General features: G+C 63.6%; 18 protein-coding genes. 5 read left to right on the forward strand and 13 right to left on the reverse strand.

Translation table 11 applies throughout. The features are described from left to right. Positions 1-4: 4 nt before the first annotated feature. Entirely contained in the window at positions 5-367 is a 363-nt protein-coding gene (locus tag B2246_RS06975; RefSeq protein ID WP_008650501.1) for a RidA family protein, read from the reverse strand. A 25-nt stretch (positions 368-392) separates the two neighbouring features. Next, on the reverse strand, positions 393-1,274 hold the full coding sequence (locus B2246_RS06980) for an alpha/beta fold hydrolase (protein WP_286880922.1): 882 nt from the start codon (positions 1,272-1,274) through the stop codon (positions 393-395). A 187-nt stretch (positions 1,275-1,461) separates the two neighbouring features. Between B2246_RS06980 and B2246_RS06985 the strand changes: the two genes are divergently transcribed. Further along, the gene (locus tag B2246_RS06985) at positions 1,462-2,238 is read left to right on the forward strand and encodes a 3-hydroxybutyrate dehydrogenase (RefSeq protein ID WP_011515941.1); all 777 of its coding nucleotides are present in this window, start codon (positions 1,462-1,464) and stop codon (positions 2,236-2,238) included. Positions 2,239-2,258: 20 nt separating this feature from the next. Continuing rightward, entirely contained in the window at positions 2,259-2,732 is a 474-nt protein-coding gene (locus B2246_RS06990) for a DUF411 domain-containing protein (protein ID WP_008650506.1), read from the forward strand. A 159-nt stretch (positions 2,733-2,891) separates the two neighbouring features. Here B2246_RS06990 and B2246_RS06995 read toward each other — a convergent pair whose 3' ends face one another. Both B2246_RS06995 and B2246_RS07000 read right to left on the reverse strand, forming a co-directional pair. Further along, complete coding sequence (locus B2246_RS06995; protein WP_008650507.1) at positions 2,892-3,530, reverse strand: CoA transferase subunit B; 639 nt, start codon at positions 3,528-3,530, stop codon at positions 2,892-2,894. 11 nt (positions 3,531-3,541) lie between these two features. Beyond that, a complete protein-coding gene (locus B2246_RS07000) occupies positions 3,542-4,240 on the reverse strand; it encodes a CoA transferase subunit A (protein ID WP_008650509.1) in 699 nt (232 codons plus the stop codon). A 195-nt stretch (positions 4,241-4,435) separates the two neighbouring features. Here B2246_RS07000 and B2246_RS07005 point away from each other — a divergent pair, with 195 nt between their 5' ends. Then, entirely contained in the window at positions 4,436-4,981 is a 546-nt protein-coding gene (locus B2246_RS07005; RefSeq protein WP_008650510.1) for a PAS and helix-turn-helix domain-containing protein, read from the forward strand. Between the two features lie 59 nt (positions 4,982-5,040). Here B2246_RS07005 and B2246_RS07010 read toward each other — a convergent pair whose 3' ends face one another. The 5 genes from B2246_RS07010 to B2246_RS07030 all read right to left on the reverse strand — a co-directional run bounded on the left by B2246_RS07010 (position 5,041) and on the right by B2246_RS07030 (position 9,360). Next, a complete protein-coding gene (locus tag B2246_RS07010) occupies positions 5,041-5,442 on the reverse strand; it encodes an acyl-CoA thioesterase (RefSeq protein WP_008650513.1) in 402 nt (133 codons plus the stop codon). After that, positions 5,439-6,470 (reverse strand): DctP family TRAP transporter solute-binding subunit, encoded by a 1,032-nt coding sequence (locus B2246_RS07015; RefSeq protein WP_008650515.1) that lies wholly within the window; start codon positions 6,468-6,470, stop codon positions 5,439-5,441. Before B2246_RS07015 ends, B2246_RS07010 begins: the two co-directional genes overlap by 4 nt. 34 nt (positions 6,471-6,504) lie before the next feature. Next, complete coding sequence (locus B2246_RS07020; protein ID WP_008650516.1) at positions 6,505-7,809, reverse strand: TRAP transporter large permease; 1,305 nt, start codon at positions 7,807-7,809, stop codon at positions 6,505-6,507. Then, the gene (locus tag B2246_RS07025) at positions 7,806-8,396 is read right to left on the reverse strand and encodes a TRAP transporter small permease (RefSeq protein WP_008650517.1); all 591 of its coding nucleotides are present in this window, start codon (positions 8,394-8,396) and stop codon (positions 7,806-7,808) included. Before B2246_RS07025 ends, B2246_RS07020 begins: the two co-directional genes overlap by 4 nt. 178 nt (positions 8,397-8,574) lie before the next feature. Continuing rightward, positions 8,575-9,360 carry an SDR family oxidoreductase gene (locus tag B2246_RS07030; protein WP_008650518.1) on the reverse strand — a complete coding sequence of 262 codons (786 nt, stop codon included), beginning with the start codon at positions 9,358-9,360 and terminating at the stop codon, positions 8,575-8,577. 331 nt (positions 9,361-9,691) lie between these two features. Here B2246_RS07030 and B2246_RS07035 point away from each other — a divergent pair, with 331 nt between their 5' ends. Further along, positions 9,692-11,377 carry an electron transfer flavoprotein-ubiquinone oxidoreductase gene (locus B2246_RS07035; protein ID WP_008650519.1) on the forward strand — a complete coding sequence of 562 codons (1,686 nt, stop codon included), beginning with the start codon at positions 9,692-9,694 and terminating at the stop codon, positions 11,375-11,377. 108 nt (positions 11,378-11,485) lie between these two features. Here B2246_RS07035 and torA read toward each other — a convergent pair whose 3' ends face one another. From torA to B2246_RS07055, 4 genes are all read right to left on the reverse strand, one after another. Then, positions 11,486-13,963 (reverse strand): trimethylamine-N-oxide reductase TorA, encoded by a 2,478-nt coding sequence (gene torA / locus B2246_RS07040; protein ID WP_008650520.1) that lies wholly within the window; start codon positions 13,961-13,963, stop codon positions 11,486-11,488. Then, positions 13,953-14,645: a TorD/DmsD family molecular chaperone gene (locus tag B2246_RS07045; RefSeq protein ID WP_008650521.1), complete on the reverse strand. Its 693-nt coding sequence runs from the start codon at positions 14,643-14,645 to the stop codon at positions 13,953-13,955. The genes torA and B2246_RS07045 overlap by 11 nt, the downstream gene beginning before the upstream one ends. Then, positions 14,642-16,240, reverse strand: a complete 1,599-nt coding sequence (locus B2246_RS07050) for a c-type cytochrome (RefSeq protein WP_040011227.1) — start codon at positions 16,238-16,240, stop codon at positions 14,642-14,644. The genes B2246_RS07045 and B2246_RS07050 overlap by 4 nt, the downstream gene beginning before the upstream one ends. Positions 16,241-16,794: 554 nt before the next feature. Next, positions 16,795-17,697 carry a flagellar brake protein gene (locus B2246_RS07055; RefSeq protein ID WP_008650523.1) on the reverse strand — a complete coding sequence of 301 codons (903 nt, stop codon included), beginning with the start codon at positions 17,695-17,697 and terminating at the stop codon, positions 16,795-16,797. A 303-nt stretch (positions 17,698-18,000) separates the two neighbouring features. On the opposite strand from B2246_RS07055, the gene B2246_RS07060 reads away from it, so the two are divergent. Continuing rightward, on the forward strand, positions 18,001-18,702 hold the full coding sequence (locus tag B2246_RS07060; RefSeq protein WP_286880928.1) for a FadR/GntR family transcriptional regulator: 702 nt from the start codon (positions 18,001-18,003) through the stop codon (positions 18,700-18,702). The last annotated feature ends 9 nt before the right edge of the window (positions 18,703-18,711 follow it).

Consider the following 18,711-nt stretch of genomic DNA (forward strand, 5'->3'; position numbering starts at 1 on the left):
CGCATCAGTTGAGCGCGGCCGTCACCACCACTTCGATCAGGTAGTCGGGATTGGCCAGCGCCGCCTGGACGGTGGCCCGCGGCGGCGTATTGCCTTGCGCCACCCACTCGTCCCACACCTCGTTCATCTCGCCAATGCGCGTGATGTCCGTCAGGAAGATCTGGCACATCAGGATGCGCGTCTTGTCGCTGCCGGCTTCGGCCAGCAGGCGGTCGATATGGCCCAGCACCTCGCGCGTCTGGCCGCGCAGGTCGGCCTTGGGGTCGACCTCGGGCACCTGGCCGGCCAGATAGACCACGCCGTTGTAGACCGCGTATTCGGACAGGCGCTTGCCCACGTGGGCGCGCTTCAGGGTGTTGGTGCTCATGACAGTTTTCGTTCAGTATCGGGGCTCAAGACCCCAGGAAAAATTGACGGGCGATGGCGATCTGCGCCGGATCGACAAACGTCGGAGCATGACCCACATCGGGAATCTCCACGCTCGACACCTGCTTGCCGCGTGCCACCATCTCGGCCAGGATCTCGCGCATCAGCAGATCGGACTGCGCGCCGCGCACCACCAGCGTCGGCCCTTGAATGGCCTCGAACATCGCCCACAGCGCGGCCTCACCAGCCTGCATCGCCTCCGGCGTCGCGTCCTTGAACGGCACGGCCAGCGCCGGGTCGTAATGCAATCCCCATTCGAGCCCCTCGGCGCCCTGCATCGGTTTCAGGATCGCGCCATTCAGCTCGCGCCACTGCTCGGGAGTATGACGGCCAAATGAGGCGCTAATCGTCTGCAGATAGGCCAGCCCTTCCTCGAACGTCTTGAAGCGCACCGGCAAACCCAGATACGCACCAATCCGTTCCATCGATTGCGCGGTGATGCGCGGACCCACATCGTTGAGCAGCAGCTTGCGCACCGGCGACTTGGCCAGCCCGGCCAGCCCGATGCCGATCAGCCCGCCCATCGACGTGCCGAACCAGTCCACCTGTTCGACGTTCAGTCGCGCGATCAGCGTGACCATATCGGACACGTATTGCGGCAACACGTAGCCCCGCGGATCGGCCAGCCAGTCGGAGCGGCCACGGCCCGCCACGTCCGGGCACACCACGCGGTACTCGTCGCTCAGCGAACGTGCCAGCGCATCGAAATCACGTCCGGTACGGGTCAGGCCGTGCACGCACACCAGCACTCGCTGATTCGCGGGATCTCCCCACTCGTGATAGGCCATGCGATGCAGGCCGGATGCGCTGATGCACTGTACGAAGCCGAGGCGCGGACTGGAAGACATCTGGACTCCCTGCAATCTCGCGCCAAAGGCATGATGACGCGAAAGGTTAAGCGATATGACTACTTCGGAAAGTACGACGGTCGAACCGGGTGGTTGAACCAAATTGCGGGCTTTTGGCCAAAGCAGGATTGTACGCTCAGCGAGTACAATGCCACAGCACATCCTGACTCGCCCAACGGAGGCATCCATGCTCAAAGGCAAGACGGCACTGGTCACTGGATCGACCAGCGGTATCGGACTCGGCATCGCCCAGGCGCTGGCCGCGCAAGGTGCCAACATCATCGTCAACGGATTCGGTGACGTGGACGGCGCAAAGGCGGAGATCGCCAAATCCGGCAGCGGCATTCAGGTGGGCTACCACGGCGCCGACATGAGCAAGGCCGCCGAGATCGAGGACATGATGCGCTATGCCGAGAAGGACTTCGGCGGTGTGGACATCCTGGTCAACAACGCAGGCATCCAGTTCGTGGCAAAGATCGAGGAATTTCCGGTCGATCGCTGGGACGCGATCATCGCCATCAATCTCACCTCCGCATTCCACACCACCCGCCTGGCCCTGCCCTCGATGAAGGCGAAGAACTGGGGTCGGGTCATCAATATCGCCTCGACCCACGGTCTCGTGGCATCGGCGGAAAAGTCGGCCTACGTGGCCGCGAAACACGGCATCGTCGGCTTCACCAAGGTCACCGCGCTCGAAACGGCGCAGACCGGCGTCACGGCCAACGCCATCTGCCCGGGCTGGGTGCTGACGCCACTGGTACAGAAGCAGGTGGAAGCCCGCGCCCAGAAGGAAGGGATTCCGGTCGAGCAAGCCAAGCGTGAACTGGTGATCGAGAAGCAGCCTTCCGGCCAGTTCGTCACGCCCGAGGAACTCGGCGCGCTGGCGGTGTTCCTGTCGAGCGAAGCCGCGCGTCAGGTGCGCGGCGCGATCTGGAACATGGACGGTGGCTGGGTGGCCCAATAAGAGAACGAGGAGTGCAGTAAATGGCAGACCGACGTAACTTCCTGCGCATCCTTGGCGCCAGTTCGCTGACGCTGGCGCCGGTGTTGGCCATGGCGCAGTCGCCGAAGCTGTTGGCCATTGACGTCTACAAGAGCCCGACTTGCGGCTGCTGCGAGGACTGGGTCAAGCATCTGCGCGCCAACGGCTTTACGGTGACCACGCACGATGTCGAGGACACTGGCGTCTATCGCACCAAGTACGGGATTCCGGACCGCTTCGGCTCGTGCCACACCGGCGTCATCGCCGGCTACGGTATCGAGGGCCATGTGCCGGCAGCCGACATCAAGAAGCTGCTGGCCAGCAAGCCGCAGGCCGCAGGATTGGCCGTGCCGGGAATGCCGGCAGGATCTCCGGGCATGGAATATGGTTCACGCAAGGACCCGTTCGACGTGCTGCTGGTGAAAGCCAATGGCGCGGCGTCGGTCTTCTCGAGCTACAACAAGGCGAAGTCCTGAGGCTCGGCGAGCCAGGATCGGCGAACGGAAACCCTCACCAGGCAAAAAAAGCCCCCGCCGGCATAAACCGGCGGGGGCTTTTTCCTACTGGCTACTGTGCTTTGGCCACCGTACCAGGCGGCCAAACCAACAACTCAAACAAGCGGCTCAGACAGCGGATCAAATCAGTTTCGCACCCGTCTTCGCCTGCACTTCCTCCCGGCTCACGCCCGGAGCGGTTTCCACCAGCTTCAGGCCTTCCGGCGTCACGTCCATCACGGCCAGGTCGGTGATGATGCGATTCACCACACCCACGCCGGTCAGCGGCAGATTGCACGCCTCAAGGATCTTGATGTCCTCGGTGCCATCCTTCTTCTTGGCGGTATGTTCCATCAGCACCACCACGCGACCCACGCCGGCCACGAGGTCCATCGCGCCGCCCATGCCCTTGACCATCTTGCCCGGGATCATCCAGTTGGCCAGGTCGCCGCGCTGGCTGACCTGCATGGCGCCCAGGATGGCCAGGTTGATCTTGCCGCCGCGAATCATCGCAAACGAATCGGCCGACGAGAAGATCGACGAACCGGGTAGCGTCGTCACCGTCTGCTTGCCGGCGTTGATCATGTCGGCGTCCACTTCTTCCTCGGTCGGGAACGGACCGATGCCCAGCAGGCCGTTTTCCGACTGCAGCCACACTTCCATGCCTTCCGGCACGTGGTTGGCCACCAGCGTCGGCAGGCCGATACCGAGATTCACATAGAAACCGTCCTGCAGTTCCCGGGCCGCGCGCGCGGCCATTTCATCACGTGTCCATGCCATGATCTGTCTCCTTACTTGGCACGCACGGTGCGCTGTTCGATGCGTTTTTCGGGGTTCGTGTTCAGCACGATGCGGTGCACGAAGATGCCCGGCAGGTGGACGTCGTCCGGATCGATCTCACCGGTTTCAACGATCTCTTCCACCTCGACCACCGTGATCTTTCCGGCCATTGCGCAAACCGGGTTGAAGTTGCGGGCGGTGCGGCGGAAGACCAGATTACCTGCCTTGTCAGCCTTCTTGGCCTTGACCAGCGCCACGTCCGCCGTCAGCGAACGCTCCATCACGTATTGCTGGCCGTCGAACTCGCGGATTTCCTTGCCATCTGCGACGATCGTGCCCACGCCGGTCTTGGTGAAAAACGCCGGGATGCCCGATCCGCCGGCGCGCAGCTTCTCGGCCAGCGTGCCCTGCGGCGTGAATTCGAGTTCGAGTTCGCCAGCCAGGTACTGGCGCTCGAACTCCTTGTTCTCGCCCACGTAGGACGAGATCATCTTGCGGATCTGCCGCGTGGCAAGCAGCAGGCCGAGGCCAAAACCATCGACGCCGGCATTGTTGGAGATGCAGGTAAGCTGCTTGGCGCCGCTATCGCGCAGTGCCGCGATCAGCGCTTCGGGGATGCCGCACAGACCAAAACCGCCCACGGCGATCGTCTGGCCGTCGCGCACGACGCCCGCGAGCGCCTCAGCAGCGCTGGCGTAGACCTTGTTCATTGTTTGCTCCTTCCTCGGTAGTCCCGCGCGGATGGTTCGAAGCCTTCCGACGACGTTCTTGGTCCGCCACATGGCCAACCGGCCACATGCGGAATCTGTAACGGTACAATCAGCGGTCAGGCCCCGCCGTTGCCGCCCCAAAGCATACGTCAACGCATACCGCCAACGCCATTACGTAAAAGTACATAAGGGATAATGCCGTCCATCGACTACCAGACCGCTTTTCAGCTTGCGCCCGTCGGGCTGGTGCTGTCGCGCGCCCGCATGATCGAGGATTGCAATGACGAGGTTTGCCGGATCTTCGGCACCACGCGCGACGCCCTGGTCGGCGAGTCCTTCCAGGTGCTCTACCCCACTGCCGACGAGTTCGAGCGCACCGGCGCGCGGATCGTGCCGATCATGAATGCAAAGGGGATGTACTCGGACGAGCGGATCATGAAGCGCGCCAACGGGGAGCTGTTCTGGTGCCATGTCACCGGCCGCGCGCTGGACCGGCAGGATCCACTCGGCAGCGGCATCTGGACGTTCGAGGATCTATCCCAGAAGCGGCCCGTAACAGCCGAGCTGACCGCGCGGGAGCGCGATATTGCCGCGCAGCTGGTCGAGGGCAAGACCAGCAAGCAGATCGGCAAGCTGCTGGCGATCAGCCCGCGCACGGTGGACATCTACCGGGCACGTCTGATGAAGAAATATGGAGCGCATACGGCGGTGGATCTGGTCCAACGCCTTGTCAATCACTGAGGATGCGCCCTCTCTCCCGCAAGACGGGAGAGAGGGCCTGCCGATTGCGGACTTGAAGCCTACGCCTCGATCAGGCGACGGATTTCGTCCGGAACCGGGACCGACTTCTCCGCCGTGTAGTCGCACCACACCACCTTCGCGCCACCTTCCGCCCAGATCACGTCAGGCAGATCGGTCCGGATAATCTCCGTCCACGTTTCGAAACTCGTGCGACCGAGCTTGCCTGCGTACACGCGGCATTCGATGTCGCCGGGGTGACGAAGCTGCTTCAGGAACGTCATGCTGGCGTTGATGATGACCGGCCCATGGCCGCTGGCGTCCTTACCGCTACGCCCCAGCGAGGCGAACCACTCGAGCCGCGCCTGTTCCATGTAGCGGAAGTAGACGGTGTTGTTGACATGACCCATGGCGTCCATGTCACCCCACCGTATCGGCATCACGAAGGTGAAGACGTGTTTCATCGGCGATTGGCGATGGACGCTTCGGCCTTGGTCACCAGATCGGCGCCAATCTGCTTCTTCCACTTGTCGTAGACCTTGGCGGTGGCCTTGCGGAAGGCATCATGCTCGGCCGGCGTCAGGCTGGTCACCTTCACGCCGTGCTGCTCCATGTCTTTCCATGCCGGTGCGCCCGCCTCGTTCAGCCCCTTGCGGGCCAGCGCAATTTCCTGCTTGCCGGCGTCGATGGCGGCCTGCTTGACGATCTCGCGGTCAGCCGGCGTCCAGCTTTCCCAGATCTGCTTGTTGACCACGAAGATCAGCGGGTCGGCCACGTAGCCCCAGGTCGTCACGAACTTCTGGCCCACCGTGTAGAGCTTGGCAGCCGCGAACACGCTCTGCGGGTTCTCCTGGCCATCCACGGCGCCGGAGGCCATGGCCGGCTGCGCATCGGCCCAGCTCATCTGCGTGGGGTTGGCGCCCAGCGCGTTGAACGTCTCGATGTACAACGGCGAGCCCACCACACGCAGCTTCAGACCCTTGAGGTCCTCCGGCTTGCGGATCTCGTGCTTCGAGTTCGAGACTTCACGGAAACCGTTCTCGCCCCAGGCCAGCGGCACCACGCCCGCCTTCTCCAGCGTGGCGAAGATCGACTTGCCCACATCGCCCTGGGTCAACGAGTCCAGCGCCTTGTAGTCGGGCATCAGGAACGGCAGCGAGAACAGGTTCAGTTCCTTGACCTGCGGGGACCAGTTGATGGTGGAGCCCACGGCCATGTCGATCACACCCTGGCGAATCGCCGAGAACTCGCGCGTCTGGTCACCAGCCACCAGCGAGGTGCCCGGATACAGCTTGATGTTGATGCGGCCATTGGTGCGCTGACGCACCATGTCTGCCCAGATCTCGCCGCCCTTGCCCCACGGGAATGCGGGGCCGAGCACCAGCGACATCTTGTATTCGGACTTGTAGGTCTGCGCCATCGCACCGGCCGGCGCAAGCGCGGCGGCGGCGATCGAAGCGGCAACGGACAGCATCAGGGCACGGCGTTTCATCCGGGAATCTCCTCTTTTCGTTTTCTCGTTCATATCAATAGCCCAGGTAGTCGGGCAGCCAGGTGGCCAGCGGCGGATAGGCCAGCACCATCAGCATGGCGACGAACATCGCCAGCAGCATCCAGATCACCCATGGCACGGTCTCTTCCATGCGCACGCGCGCGATGCGGCACGACACCATCAGGTTGACGGCCAGCGGCGGGGTGAACTGACCCAGCGCCACCTTGAGCGTAAGCACCACGCCAAACCATACCGGATTCCAGTGGAACGCGGTGGCGATGGGCAGCAGCAGCGGCACGAAGATCAGGAAGATCGAGATGCCGTCCAGGAACATGCCGACGGTCATCAGCAGCAGCACGATCAGCGCCAGCACGCCGTACTCGCCCAGTCCCGAATGCGCAATGGCATTGGCCAGCGGGTCGATCACGCCGAGCGTGGACAGCGCATAGGCGAAGATGCCGGCTAGCGCCACGACCAGCAGGATCACCGCCGATGTCTCGGCCGCCTCCTGGAAAATCGTGAACAGGTCGCGCACGCCGATGCTGCGATAGATCACCATGCCGACGAACAGCCCGTAGACCACGGCCACGACGGCGGCCTCGGTCGGCGTGAACCAGCCCGCGCGCATGCCACCCAGGATCAGGAACGGCGCCACCAGGCCCCATGCGGCCTCGCGCAGGCTCTTCCAGAACGGCGGGCGCGGCAAGCCGGCCTCGATATGCCCCATGTTGTGCTTGCGCGCCAGCCAGACGGCCGGAACGATCAACGCCACACCGGCCAGGATGCCCGGGATCATGCCGGCGGCAAACAGCGCGGGCACCGATGCGCCCGGCACCAGCACGCTGTAGATAATGAACGCCACTGACGGCGGAATCAGGATGTCCGTAGCCGCCGCCGCGCCAACCACCGCGGCGCTGTAGGAGCCCGGATAGCCCGCACGCGACATCGCCGCGATCATCACGCCCCCTACCGCTGCCGCGTTCGCGGGACCAGAGCCCGAGATGCCACCCAGGAACATCGCCACCAGAATAGCCACCAGCGGCAACATGCCCGGACCACGGCCCACGATCGCGATGGCGAACGTGACCAGTCGCTGCGCCACGCCGGAACGGTCGAAGATCGAACCGACCAGCACGAACATTGGAATGGCCAGCAGCGGGTACTTGGCAAGACCGGCATAGAAGTTCTGCGGCACGGCCAGCAGGCCGAACATCTGCGTATCGAGGTTCGACAGGCCGATGGCGATCAGACCGCCCAGCCCCAGCGACACGCCAATTGGCACGCCCAGCAGCATCAGGCCAATGAAAACCGCGAACAGAATGATGGCGATCAGCGTCATTGCGCACGCTCCCCATCGTTCATCAGGGCACGCAGCGCCCGGACATTGCGCAGGGCCAGAGCCAGCGCCCGCAGCGTTATCGCCATCGACAGAACAGGCAGCCAGACCGAGTACCACCAGCTCGGCACGCCGATGCCCGGCGATGTCTCACCGAACGTGTACTCGTCCCACGTGATCCGCACACCCAGCACGGCGAGGGCCAGGAACATGACCGCGACGGCCAGCGCCGAAACGATAGCCAGCCGCTTCTGCCGCGCGGCACTGCCACGCTCGAAGAAGAATTCGATACGGATATTGCGATCGCGCGCCACGGCGGCGCTGCCGGCCACCAGCGCCAGCACGATCATCAGGAAGACCGAGAACTCCTCGGTCCAGGCAAACGATTCGTCGGTGAAGTAGCGGACCACCACGTTAGCGAACGTGATGATTACCAACAGCCCCATCACGATCACGCCGATCCAGTCCTCGATACGCGGTGAAACCCGGAATTCGCTGTCCCGCGCTTCGTCGGCGGCTTCGGGAATGATCACCGAATCGACGACATGCTGCGGCACGGCGTCGCGCCGTGCCTGATTGTCTTGCTCCATCCTCCCCGGCCTCCGGTCCGGTCCCGAGGCGCTAACAAAACGATTCTGGCACCGTGGTACGGGCGCCATGGTCTCGCCGCGCCACCTTCCCTGCCCAGAACCGCTTCGCTTCGTTCTGTTAACGCCCCGGGGTGATTCTTATTTGGTTATTTATTCTTCTCGGTCCAATCCGGGAGGATCAGACCATGCCATCGTCGGCCGTGACCACCGCACCATTGATAAAGCGCGAGGCATCGGACGCCAGCAGCAGCAACAGGCCATCGAGGTCTTCGGGTTGGCCCAGGCGCTTGCGCGGCAGCATCTGGATCAGCTTCTGCCCCGCGTCGGTGTCCCAGTGGTGGTGGTTGATCTCGGTGTCGATATAGCCTGGGCAGATCGCGTTGGTATTGATACCGTGCCGCGCCCATTCCAGCGCCATCGCCTTGGTCATATGGACCACGGCTGCCTTGCTCATGCAGTAGACACCGATCTGCGACAGTACCTTGAGACCGGCCACCGACGCAATATTGACGATTCGCGCCTGAGGCAGCGGATTGCCCAGTTTTTCGGCGCCCTTGGCCCGCGCGATCATGCGCTTGGCCACTTCCTGGGCGACAAAGAACGCGCCCCGCGTATTGGTATCGAAGACGAAATCGAAGTCGTCAGCGGTGACGTCGGTCAACTTCTGCGTGGTGGAAACGCCCGAATTGTTGACCAGGATGTCGATCGCGCCAGCCTCGGTTTCGGCGTGCGCCACGGCCGCCCGGATACTGTCCGGATCGGTCACGTCGAGCTGCACCACGTGCGCGCTGCCGCCGTCTGCCTCAATCGAGGCACGTAGCTCCTTGAGCCGTTCCACTCGGCGCGAAGCCAGTACCACCTTGGCCCCGGCGGCCGCCAGAACATTGGAAAAACGCGTGCCCAGGCCGCTTGACGCGCCGGTCACCAGCGCGACCTTGCCTTCCAGATTAATCGACAGACCCATAGTTACCTCGGTGTTTGGGGGGCGCCCGGCCCAGCCGGACGTGCGGCGCCGACGTTACATAGGCTGGCGGCCGCAGCTTACCAAAAAAAAGAACGGTCGTTCAAAAAAAAATCTTGCCTGAGGGTGTCGAGTCCCGGACAATGCCGGAGATTCTAAGAACTTGGTCCCCAAAGCGAAAGGGGGAAATGCGGGAGACTTCGCAAAGCCCCGCAAATCCCTGCCAGTTTCTTGGAGCCCGATCACCGCATTCCCACAAACCGCAGCACCCGCACGACGGACTGCGACCCATGCGGCAGTATTGCCGCCCAGAAGAAACAGAGGGTAAGAGACAATGGATCAGCAACAGCTCGTCGAGCAGTTCGGCCCGCGAGAAGCCATGGAGTACGACGTCGTCATCGTTGGCGGCGGACCTGCAGGCCTCGCCACGGCTATTCGCCTGAAGCAACTGGCGCAAGAAAAAGGCGGCGACGTCAATGTCTGTGTGCTGGAGAAAGGCTCGGAGCCCGGCGCTCACATCCTGTCCGGCGCGATCATGGATCCGCGCGCGCTTACTGAACTGATCCCGAACTGGAAGGAACTCGGCGCGCCGCTGAACCAGCCGGTAACGGAAGACAAGTTCCTGTTCCTGAACGAATCCGGCTCCAAGGGCACCCCGCCGGCGCTGCTGCCGGAGTGCTTCCACAACCACGGCAACTACATCGTCAGCCTGTCGAACTTCGTTCGCTGGATGGGCCAGCAAGCCGAGGCGCTGGGCGTAGAAATTTTCCCGGGCTTCCCGGCCGCCGAAGTCCTGTACAACGAGGACGGCTCGGTCAAGGGCGTGGCCACGGGCAACATGGGTATCAGCAAGGAAGGCGAGCCCACCGAGAACTTCCAGCTCGGCATGGAGCTCCACGCCAAGTACACGATCTTCGCCGAGGGCGCGCGTGGCCACCTGGGCAAGCAGATCATCGCCAAGTACAAGCTCGACGCCGGCAAGGACCCGCAAAGCTACGGCATCGGCCTGAAAGAACTGTGGGAAATCGATCCGGCCAAGCATAAGCCCGGTCTGGTGGTGCACACGGCCGGCTGGCCGCTCGACCCCGCAACTTACGGCGGCTCGTTCCTCTATCACATGGAGGACAACAAGGTCGCAGTGGGCTTCGTGGTTGGCCTGGACTACACGAACCCGTGGCTGTCGCCGTTCGAGGAATTCCAGCGCTTCAAGACGCACCCGGAAATCCGCGCTTACTTTGAAGGCGGCAAGCGTATCGGCTATGGCGCCCGCGCGATCACCGCCGGCGGCCTGCTGTCGCTGCCGAAGACCGTGTTCCCGGGTGGCGCACTGGTGGGTTGCGACGCCGGCTACCTGAACGCCTCGCGTATCAAGGGCAGCCACGCTGCGATCAAGACTGGCATGCTGGCCGCCGAGGCCGCCTACGACGCGCTGCAGGGCGGCCGTCAGCACGACGAACTGACCGCCTACCCCGCCGCGTTCGAATCGAGCTGGCTCCACAAGGAACTGCTGCAAGCGAAGAACTTCAAGCAGTGGTTCAAGAAGGGCCGCACCACCGCCACGCTGATGACCGGTATCGAGCAATGGCTGCTGCCGAAGCTTGGCATCCGCAACCCGCCCTGGACCCTCCACCGCGAAAAGCCGGACCACGTGTACCTGAAGCCGGCCGCCGAGTGCGAGAAGATCGTCTATCCGAAGCCGGACGGCAAGCTCACGTTCGATCGTCTGTCGTCGGTGTTCATCAGCAACACGAACCACGAAGAAAACCAGCCCGCGCACCTGACGCTCAAGGACGCGAGCGTGCCGGTGAACATCAACTGGGAAAAGTACGCCGGCCCCGAGTCGCGCTACTGCCCGGCTGGCGTGTACGAGTTCGTGCAGAACGATGACGGCAAGGAGCGCCTGCAGATCAACGCGCAGAACTGCGTGCACTGCAAGACTTGCGACATCAAGGACCCGACGCAGAACATCGTGTGGGTCACGCCGGAAGGTGGCGGCGGCCCGAACTACGTGGGCATGTAAGACGCCTGCCGCCCGAGACAAGATCAGGCGGCATTGCACGACAAGGAAAACGCCGGCCGGTGGCCGGCGTTTTCTATTGGGCGAACCTTCTATTGGGCGAACCACGACTCAGGCGTCGCCCCCGCCCGGCGCTTTGAACACTTCGACGGCAGGTGCCGGTTCCCGGTACTTCTCGACGTCGGCCATGGCAGTGTGTCCGCAATTGCCTTGCGCCAGCTTCGAGGTGCCGATGCCAGTCGTCAGGTTGTTGACGTCGCCATATCGGCACAGGGTCCCGGGCTTGCCTGGCTCTGCAGGGTCGTACCACCCGCCTTCGCACACGCGGATAACACCACGGCGTATGTCATCGGTAAGCCTGACACCCACCAGCATCTGCCCGCGATCGTTGAACACACGTACGATGTCGCCATCGGCAATCCCACGGGTCTTGGCATCTTCCGGATGCATCAGGCACGGCTCGCGTCCCTTGATGGCATAGCTCCCGCGCAGCACCGTGCCGCACAACTGCGAATGCAGGCGACTTCTGGGGTGGCTGCTGTCGACGTGCAACGGATACCTGGTCGTGGGTCCACCCAGCCGTTCCAGCGGCTCCATCCAGGTGGGATGAGGCGGGCAATCGTCGTATTTCATGCGTGCGATGTTCGACGAGTAGATCTCGATCCGTCCCGACGGCGTGCCGAGCGCGTTGAGCAGCGGGTCATCGCGGAACTCCTTGTGCCGGATGTAACCCTTCGCCTCCTCGCCGATCGGGAACGCCAGCGGCTTGTTGCTGTTCCAGAACACATCGAACACTGGCATTTCCATGCGCTTACCGCGTGCCTGAACGCGCGCCGCTTCGTAGAACGTTCGAATCCAGGCCATGTCGTCGCGCCCCTCGGTGAACGCCTTGCCGGTACCCATCCGCTCGCAGATCGCCGCGAAAATGTCGTAGTCGTCGCGCGCTTCGAACAATGGGGCCACCACCTTGCGCATCGCCAGGATGTGGCTCATCGAGTAGTCGCCAATACCTTCGATGTCATTGCGCTCGTAGCTCGTCGTGCACGGAAGCACGATGTCCGCATGACGCGCGGTGGCTGTCCACTGGAAGTCCTGCACGATGAACGTATCGAGCTTGCGCCACGCCTTGATCATCCGGTTGCGATCCTGATGATGCATGAACGGATTGCCACCGACCCAGTAGGCCAACCGGATGTCAGGGTACTTCGAGCGCTTGCCGTTGAAGTCGTACGGCTTGCCGGGATTCTCGAGCATCTCGACGATGCGCGAGACCGGTATCGTCTCCGTCCCGCCCGCTTCGAGCCACTCCGATCCCGGCGGCGGCTTCGCACCGCCGACGATACCCGGCAGCACTGGCCCGGTAGCCGTGGGGCTGCCGCCATTGGCATAGTGATAGGTGAAGCCATAGCCCCCACCGGGCAATCCGATCTGCCCCAGCATCGACGCCAGCGTCACCAGCATCCAGTGTGACTGCTCGCCATGATGCTGGCGCTGAATGGACCACCCTGCCGCCAGCATCGTGCGCTTCGAAGCGAATCGACGCGCGAGATCGCGGATCGTCTCCGCAGGTATCTCGCAGATGCTCGCCGCCCACTCCGCATTCTTGGCCACGCCATCGGACTCCCCCGTCAGATAGGGAACGAATCGATCGAAGCCGGTGGTATAGCGGGCCAGGAACTTCGCATCGTGCAGCTTTTCCGTGTACAGCGTATGCGCGATCCCGAGCATCATCGCGACATCGGTATGCGGGCGCGGCGCCAGCCATTCGGCATCGAAATAGCGACAGGTGTCCGTTCGCACCGGATCAATGCAGATCACCTTTACGCCCTTGCTCTTCAATGCTTCCATGCCAGGATAGGCGCCATGGTCAGGCACCTGCCAGCCGATCTGGTTCGTGACCATCGGATCGGCCGCCCAGAAGACCATCAGTTCCGTATGCTCGGCCAGCACCGGCCACGCGGTAGGTTGCTCGTAGACGTCGATCGATCCCACCACGTAAGGCAGGATCACCTGTGCCGCGCCGGTCGAGTAGTCCCCGCTGCGACTGACGAATCCGCCGTTGACGGTCAGCGCGCGTGCCAGCAACGTCTGGCAATTGTGCAGTTTGCCGGGACTCTTCCAGCCATAGGAGCCACCGAAGATCGAGGTCGGGCCGTGTTTCTTTCGCACACGCACCAGCTCCGCAGCCACGAGATCGAGCGCCTTCTCCCAACTGACCCGAACGAAATCGCCCTTGCCGCGCCCTTCGGGATCGGCGCCGGGCCCCCGTTCAAGCCAGGCCCGGCGCACCATCGGATGGCGGATGCGCGTCGGTGAGTACATCGAGTCCAGCACACCGGGCAGTTGATGCGATGGCTTCGGGTCCTTCTCCCACGGCCGGACGCCCGTTACCCGGCCATCGTCCACACGCATGTAGAACGCCCCCCAGTGCGATCCAGTCAGGACCTCGCGACTGCCCGCCGTCGCCGCCCGCGCACCCGACGCCAGTAGCGTGGCCCCAGTGGAACCTAACGCACCCGCGGCCAGCGCGCCCTGGATAAAGCGCCGGCGAGACATGTTCGTGTCCGACTTCCCAAATTCATTCGACATGGTGACTCCCGTCTTGTCCATCGATCACGGAGACGAGGTGGGGCTGACCATCGGGCCCCGGCGCCTCCAGCAGATTCAGATTGCCCAGCAGCCGCGCCAGCCCGCCATAGAAACCGTCCGGGTCCAGCGCGATACATTCGTCGATCAATGCCGGCATCCAGCCTGCCAGCCGCGCCCGCATCAAACCCTCGCCGGTGAGGTGACCCTTGCGCAACAGCGCCGCAAGGAGCGCGAGTTCGATCGATATATGGTCAGAGGCTTCGCGCGTGGCGCCGAGGCCCATCCTGAATTGCCGCAGCAGCGCATCCATCTCGCCTGCGGCGCGGCCGTACAGCCTCGGCTGCACCGGCACCTCGCAGTCGGCAACTGCATAGGTACTCTCATAAAGTGATACGGCAGGATTGCCGCAAACGCCTTCGAACAACCGCGTGTAGCTGACGGACAAATCCGCAGCCACGGTGTCCGCTGGCTTGCAAGGGTCCAGCGCCCTGCGAATCTGGAGCATGGCGGCATGACTCGACCATTCCGCCGCAATGGCGCCGAGAACCGCGCAACCCTCCGGCGAGCGCAATCGCGCGATCTGGTTCCCGGTCGGTGGCGCCACCAGCAAGCCCGCAATCCATTCGAGCACCAGCGTCACCGTCACGTCCGGGATTCCGCTCTCTTCCGTGGCACTCGTCATGGATGGCTACCCTTCGACGACGTACCGACGTCCTTCGAGTGATACTGCAGCCACGACAGCAGCAACCGGTACTCGGCATCGTCCAGCGACGTGTAGCGCTTCATGGCGCCGAGCGTCCCGATCCATTGGTTCGCGAGGAAATCCTCGCTGTGCGGCAGTGCGTGGCACGTGGCGCAAGACGCGCGATACGTTTCATCGCTGTGATGCCAGAGTTGTGCGAGATCCGCCGACAATCCCTTCTGAGCGATCCATACCTCCAGACTGACCTGATGCCACTGCTGGCCCGTATGCTCGTCCTCGATCGACGACAAACGCTTCACCCTGGCAATCGCCTCGGGCGACAGCACGGCCTGCAGGATCCGTTGCCCCTGGAGCGCGTAGACCGCGCTGTCCGAGCCATCGAGTTGCCAGCCGTCGACGCGTACCCGCATCCGGCCCCCGTCTCTCGACAGGACGGCAACCTTTGTGGCGCCAAGCAGCTTGCCATCCTCGGCCGTGCCGCTCGCCTCCAGCGTGAACGGCGCGGGAGAAACGACGTAGAGCGCATCGCTCTTGCCGATCACATCGGGCGATGCCAACAGCGCAGCCAGTTTCGAGGGCCCCGCCGCCGCATGGGCAGCCGGGAGCATGATCACCTCTGCCGTGCGGTTCGGCTTCGGCGCACCAGCGTTCGGTGCTTCGACGGCCGGCACAGACTTCAGGTACTCGGCCATCGCCAGTCGATCCTCGTGCGAAAGCCGCGCGGTGTTCTCGATGACCTCTTTCATGTCGCCGCCAGCCTTCATGCCGATCGGGCCGACACCGTCTTCAAGATAGCGCGCGATATCGTGCACGGACCAGTACCCGATGCCCGTCTCATCGGGCGTGATATTTGGGATGTATCCAGTGCCTTCGGGATTGGGACCCCCGGAGAAACGTTTCGAGAATGGCACGGCACCCGCCACGTTGCGCGGAGAGTGGCATTCCACGCAATGGCCCACGCCTTCCACCAGATACCTGCCGCGCCGCCAGAGTTCACTCTTGTCCGCCGCAACCTCCGGCAACGGTTTGCCATCGAGGAAAGCCAGCCGCCACAGGCCGACGCCGCGCCGCATCGAAAACGGGAATCTGAGTTCGTGATCGGGTATCGTGCCGGCCACCGGCTGCAGCGACTGCATGTAGGCGAACAGGTCGCGCAGGTCATTGGCCGTCATGCGTTGGTACGACGTATAGGGGAAGGCCGGATAGGCATTGCCCTTGCCAGGGATGACCCCCTCCCGCATGGCCATGATGAACTGCTCCAGCTTCCATTGGCCGATACCGTCGTTCGGATGCGACGAGATATTCGGCATGTGGAACGTGCCGAACGCGGTCTCGAGCGAACGTCCGCCGCCGAGCAGCGTATCGTCGCCCTTGCCTACCGACGCGTGGCATGTCGCGCAGTCGCCAGCGACGAACATGACACGTCCGTTTTTCAAGTCGGGGGGAGATGCGTCAGGCAGGTCACGTGACGCGTGCAGCAATCTCCAGGTGGTGGGAGCGGTAAGCGCGAGGAAGACAACGATGCCAATCGCCACGATTGCCGTGACGACGCGCAGGGACCATTTGCTTTTCATGTTTGACGACCTCTGTTGGGGAAACCCAAGTCGTCCATCACGCTACGCTTGCGAAAACGTGCGTGAATTGATGCTCGACAATCGAGCGTTAACGATGGCAGTTTGGTACAGACTCGATTCGCGATCCGCTAACAGGCCGCACTGTCGAGCGGCGCCCGGACAGCGTTATGGTTTGTTCGGCGGTCGATTCCACGGTGCCGCCTTAACAACGCCGACTACCTGAAGTCGAACCCCACGCTCAAGAATGCATGGAGGCCGACGGCACCTGATGTGCCTTGTGCCCATGCCACGGGCTGCCATATCGAAGTCGTTGGTACTACGCCGCGCCCGCTTGTTCAAGGCCTGTTCAAGGCCAGGTCGGGTCCAGGCGGGATGTCGACGCCCACCAGTGACGGCAATGCGCCGACACCAGCCCACAGTCTCGGCCGATGACGCGGATGGCACGGCGACGGCTACCGCCACGTCGCCATCCATCGTGCCATGCACCGGCGGCTGCAGGGTTCACTAGCCAAAGTACGCGCGTGCATTGCAGCGCGTCTCGATTCAGAACCGCGTCAAACCGGCATGCAGGTGGTGGCCAGCAACTGCTCGTAGATGAAGCATTGCAGCAGCGTCAACTCGCGCTCCCCCAGCGCATCGAATGCCACGCCGAAGGCCGGGAATTCGTCATCGTCCTGCGAAGCCGCGCTGCGCACCGTGCCGTCGATGATCACTTCGGCATCGAGCGAAGCCGTCTTCAGACGAAAGCGCAGACGCACCTTCTGACCCACGGCAGGGGCCAGGGAGGATGTCTGCACAAGTGCCCCGCCGGTGCTGAGATCGGACAGCACGCCCAGCCGCGCCATCCCTTGGCTCATACGATCATCCATGCCGGCATTGGACGGCTGACCATCCTCGTCCGCGCCTTCGGTCAGATACGCCGCCAATCGCGTAGGCACACGCGCCGCACGCCGCACGGGCATCTGCTCGGTCTGCGCCGGCGCCGACAGCACCAGATACCGGAACGGGCTGCGGCAGACCGCCGTGATCGTCGAGGTGAAGCTGTGGATGGCCTGGCCCGAGAAGCCGCGTAGCAGCAAGGGCTCGCCGGCCTGCAGCATCAGGTCCCGCCCCCCGAGTGTTGGCCACGTGATGAACAATCCCTGATCGACAAACCCGATCAGGCGGCTGGCGGCGGCGCGCGACTTCTCGCCTGGCGTCTTCACGTGCAGCAGCGTGCCAACCTGCAAGCCGAGCGGGCCAGCGGAGAGGCGCGAAGCGGTTTGCACCTCGGGTTCGTTGCCGGCTTCGGGTATGTCATCTGGCCGGCAGACCTGTCCGTGGCGGAAGACCAGGGCCAGGTCGCGGGCGTCGGGAATGATGCTGCCGCTGTCGAGCATCAGGTTGCCCTGCTCGTCGAGCAGCGACCAGGGTAATGGCTGCCCCACTGGCAGGTCCTGGGGAGATAGCAGAATCATGGTGTGAACGCGGCTCCATGAGATGCGCCGGGACCGGACGAGCGGAAATGCGGCGCGATGCATGTATGAAAGGCGGCCGTGCCAAACCGATGGACTCCCGGCCCTTGAAGGCTGCTATCGGCCAATGTGACGAAACCTTGACCCTTCTGGGAGCAGGTCCCCGGCAGACAGCACACCTCAGATAGCGGGCGATCATCGGCCACCTGTAGCGCTCGGGCAGATTGCCGCTTGACGCGGCTCAATCATCACCGCAAAATCAGCCACTTGCGCAAAGCTGTCTGACAGCCTGACATGTCAAACCCAATGAATCGCCTCTCCCGCCCCGCCTCCCTTGCCAGCCGCATCGCCCAGGCCCTGCGCGACGATATCGCCGCCGGACGCTTTGCCGCCGGCGCCCGGTTGCCGGCCGAGGCCACGCTGGCAGAGACGTTCGATGTAAGCCGGCCGATTGTGCGCGAAGCCATCGCCCTGCTGAAGGCCGACGGGATACTGGTCACCCGCAAGGGGTCCGGCGCCTATGTCTCCGAGACACCGGGCGGGCAAGTCTGGCGCGTAGCCAGCGCCCCGGACGGTGGCCCGACGCTGGCCCAGCTATTCGAATTACGGCGCGTCGTGGAAACCGCGTGCGCCGAAATGGCGGCCGCACGCCGCACCGATGCCGATCTGGTCGCGATCCGTGCCGCACTGGCCACGATGCAGACCCACGCCACAGACTTCCCGAGCGCGGCCGCCGCCGACATTGCGTTCCACCACGCAATTGCCCAAGCCGCCCACAACCCCTGCTTTACCGGGCTAACGGATTTCGTCAGCCAGCAATTGCTCGTGGCGCGCCAGCACGCCTGGGAGAACAGCGCCCGCCTCGGCGCATTGCATGGCACACCACGCGCTGCCGACGCCGAACATGCGGCCCTGGTCGAGGCCATCGCGGCCGGCGACCCCTCGGCAGCCCGCGCGGCGGCCACCGCCCACCTGTCCGCCGCCGCTGCGCGGATGGGCCTCGACTGAACAACAGAT

This window comes from Cupriavidus sp. UBA2010 (genome assembly GCF_002335265.1).
Classification (GTDB): domain Bacteria; phylum Pseudomonadota; class Gammaproteobacteria; order Burkholderiales; family Burkholderiaceae; genus Cupriavidus; species Cupriavidus metallidurans.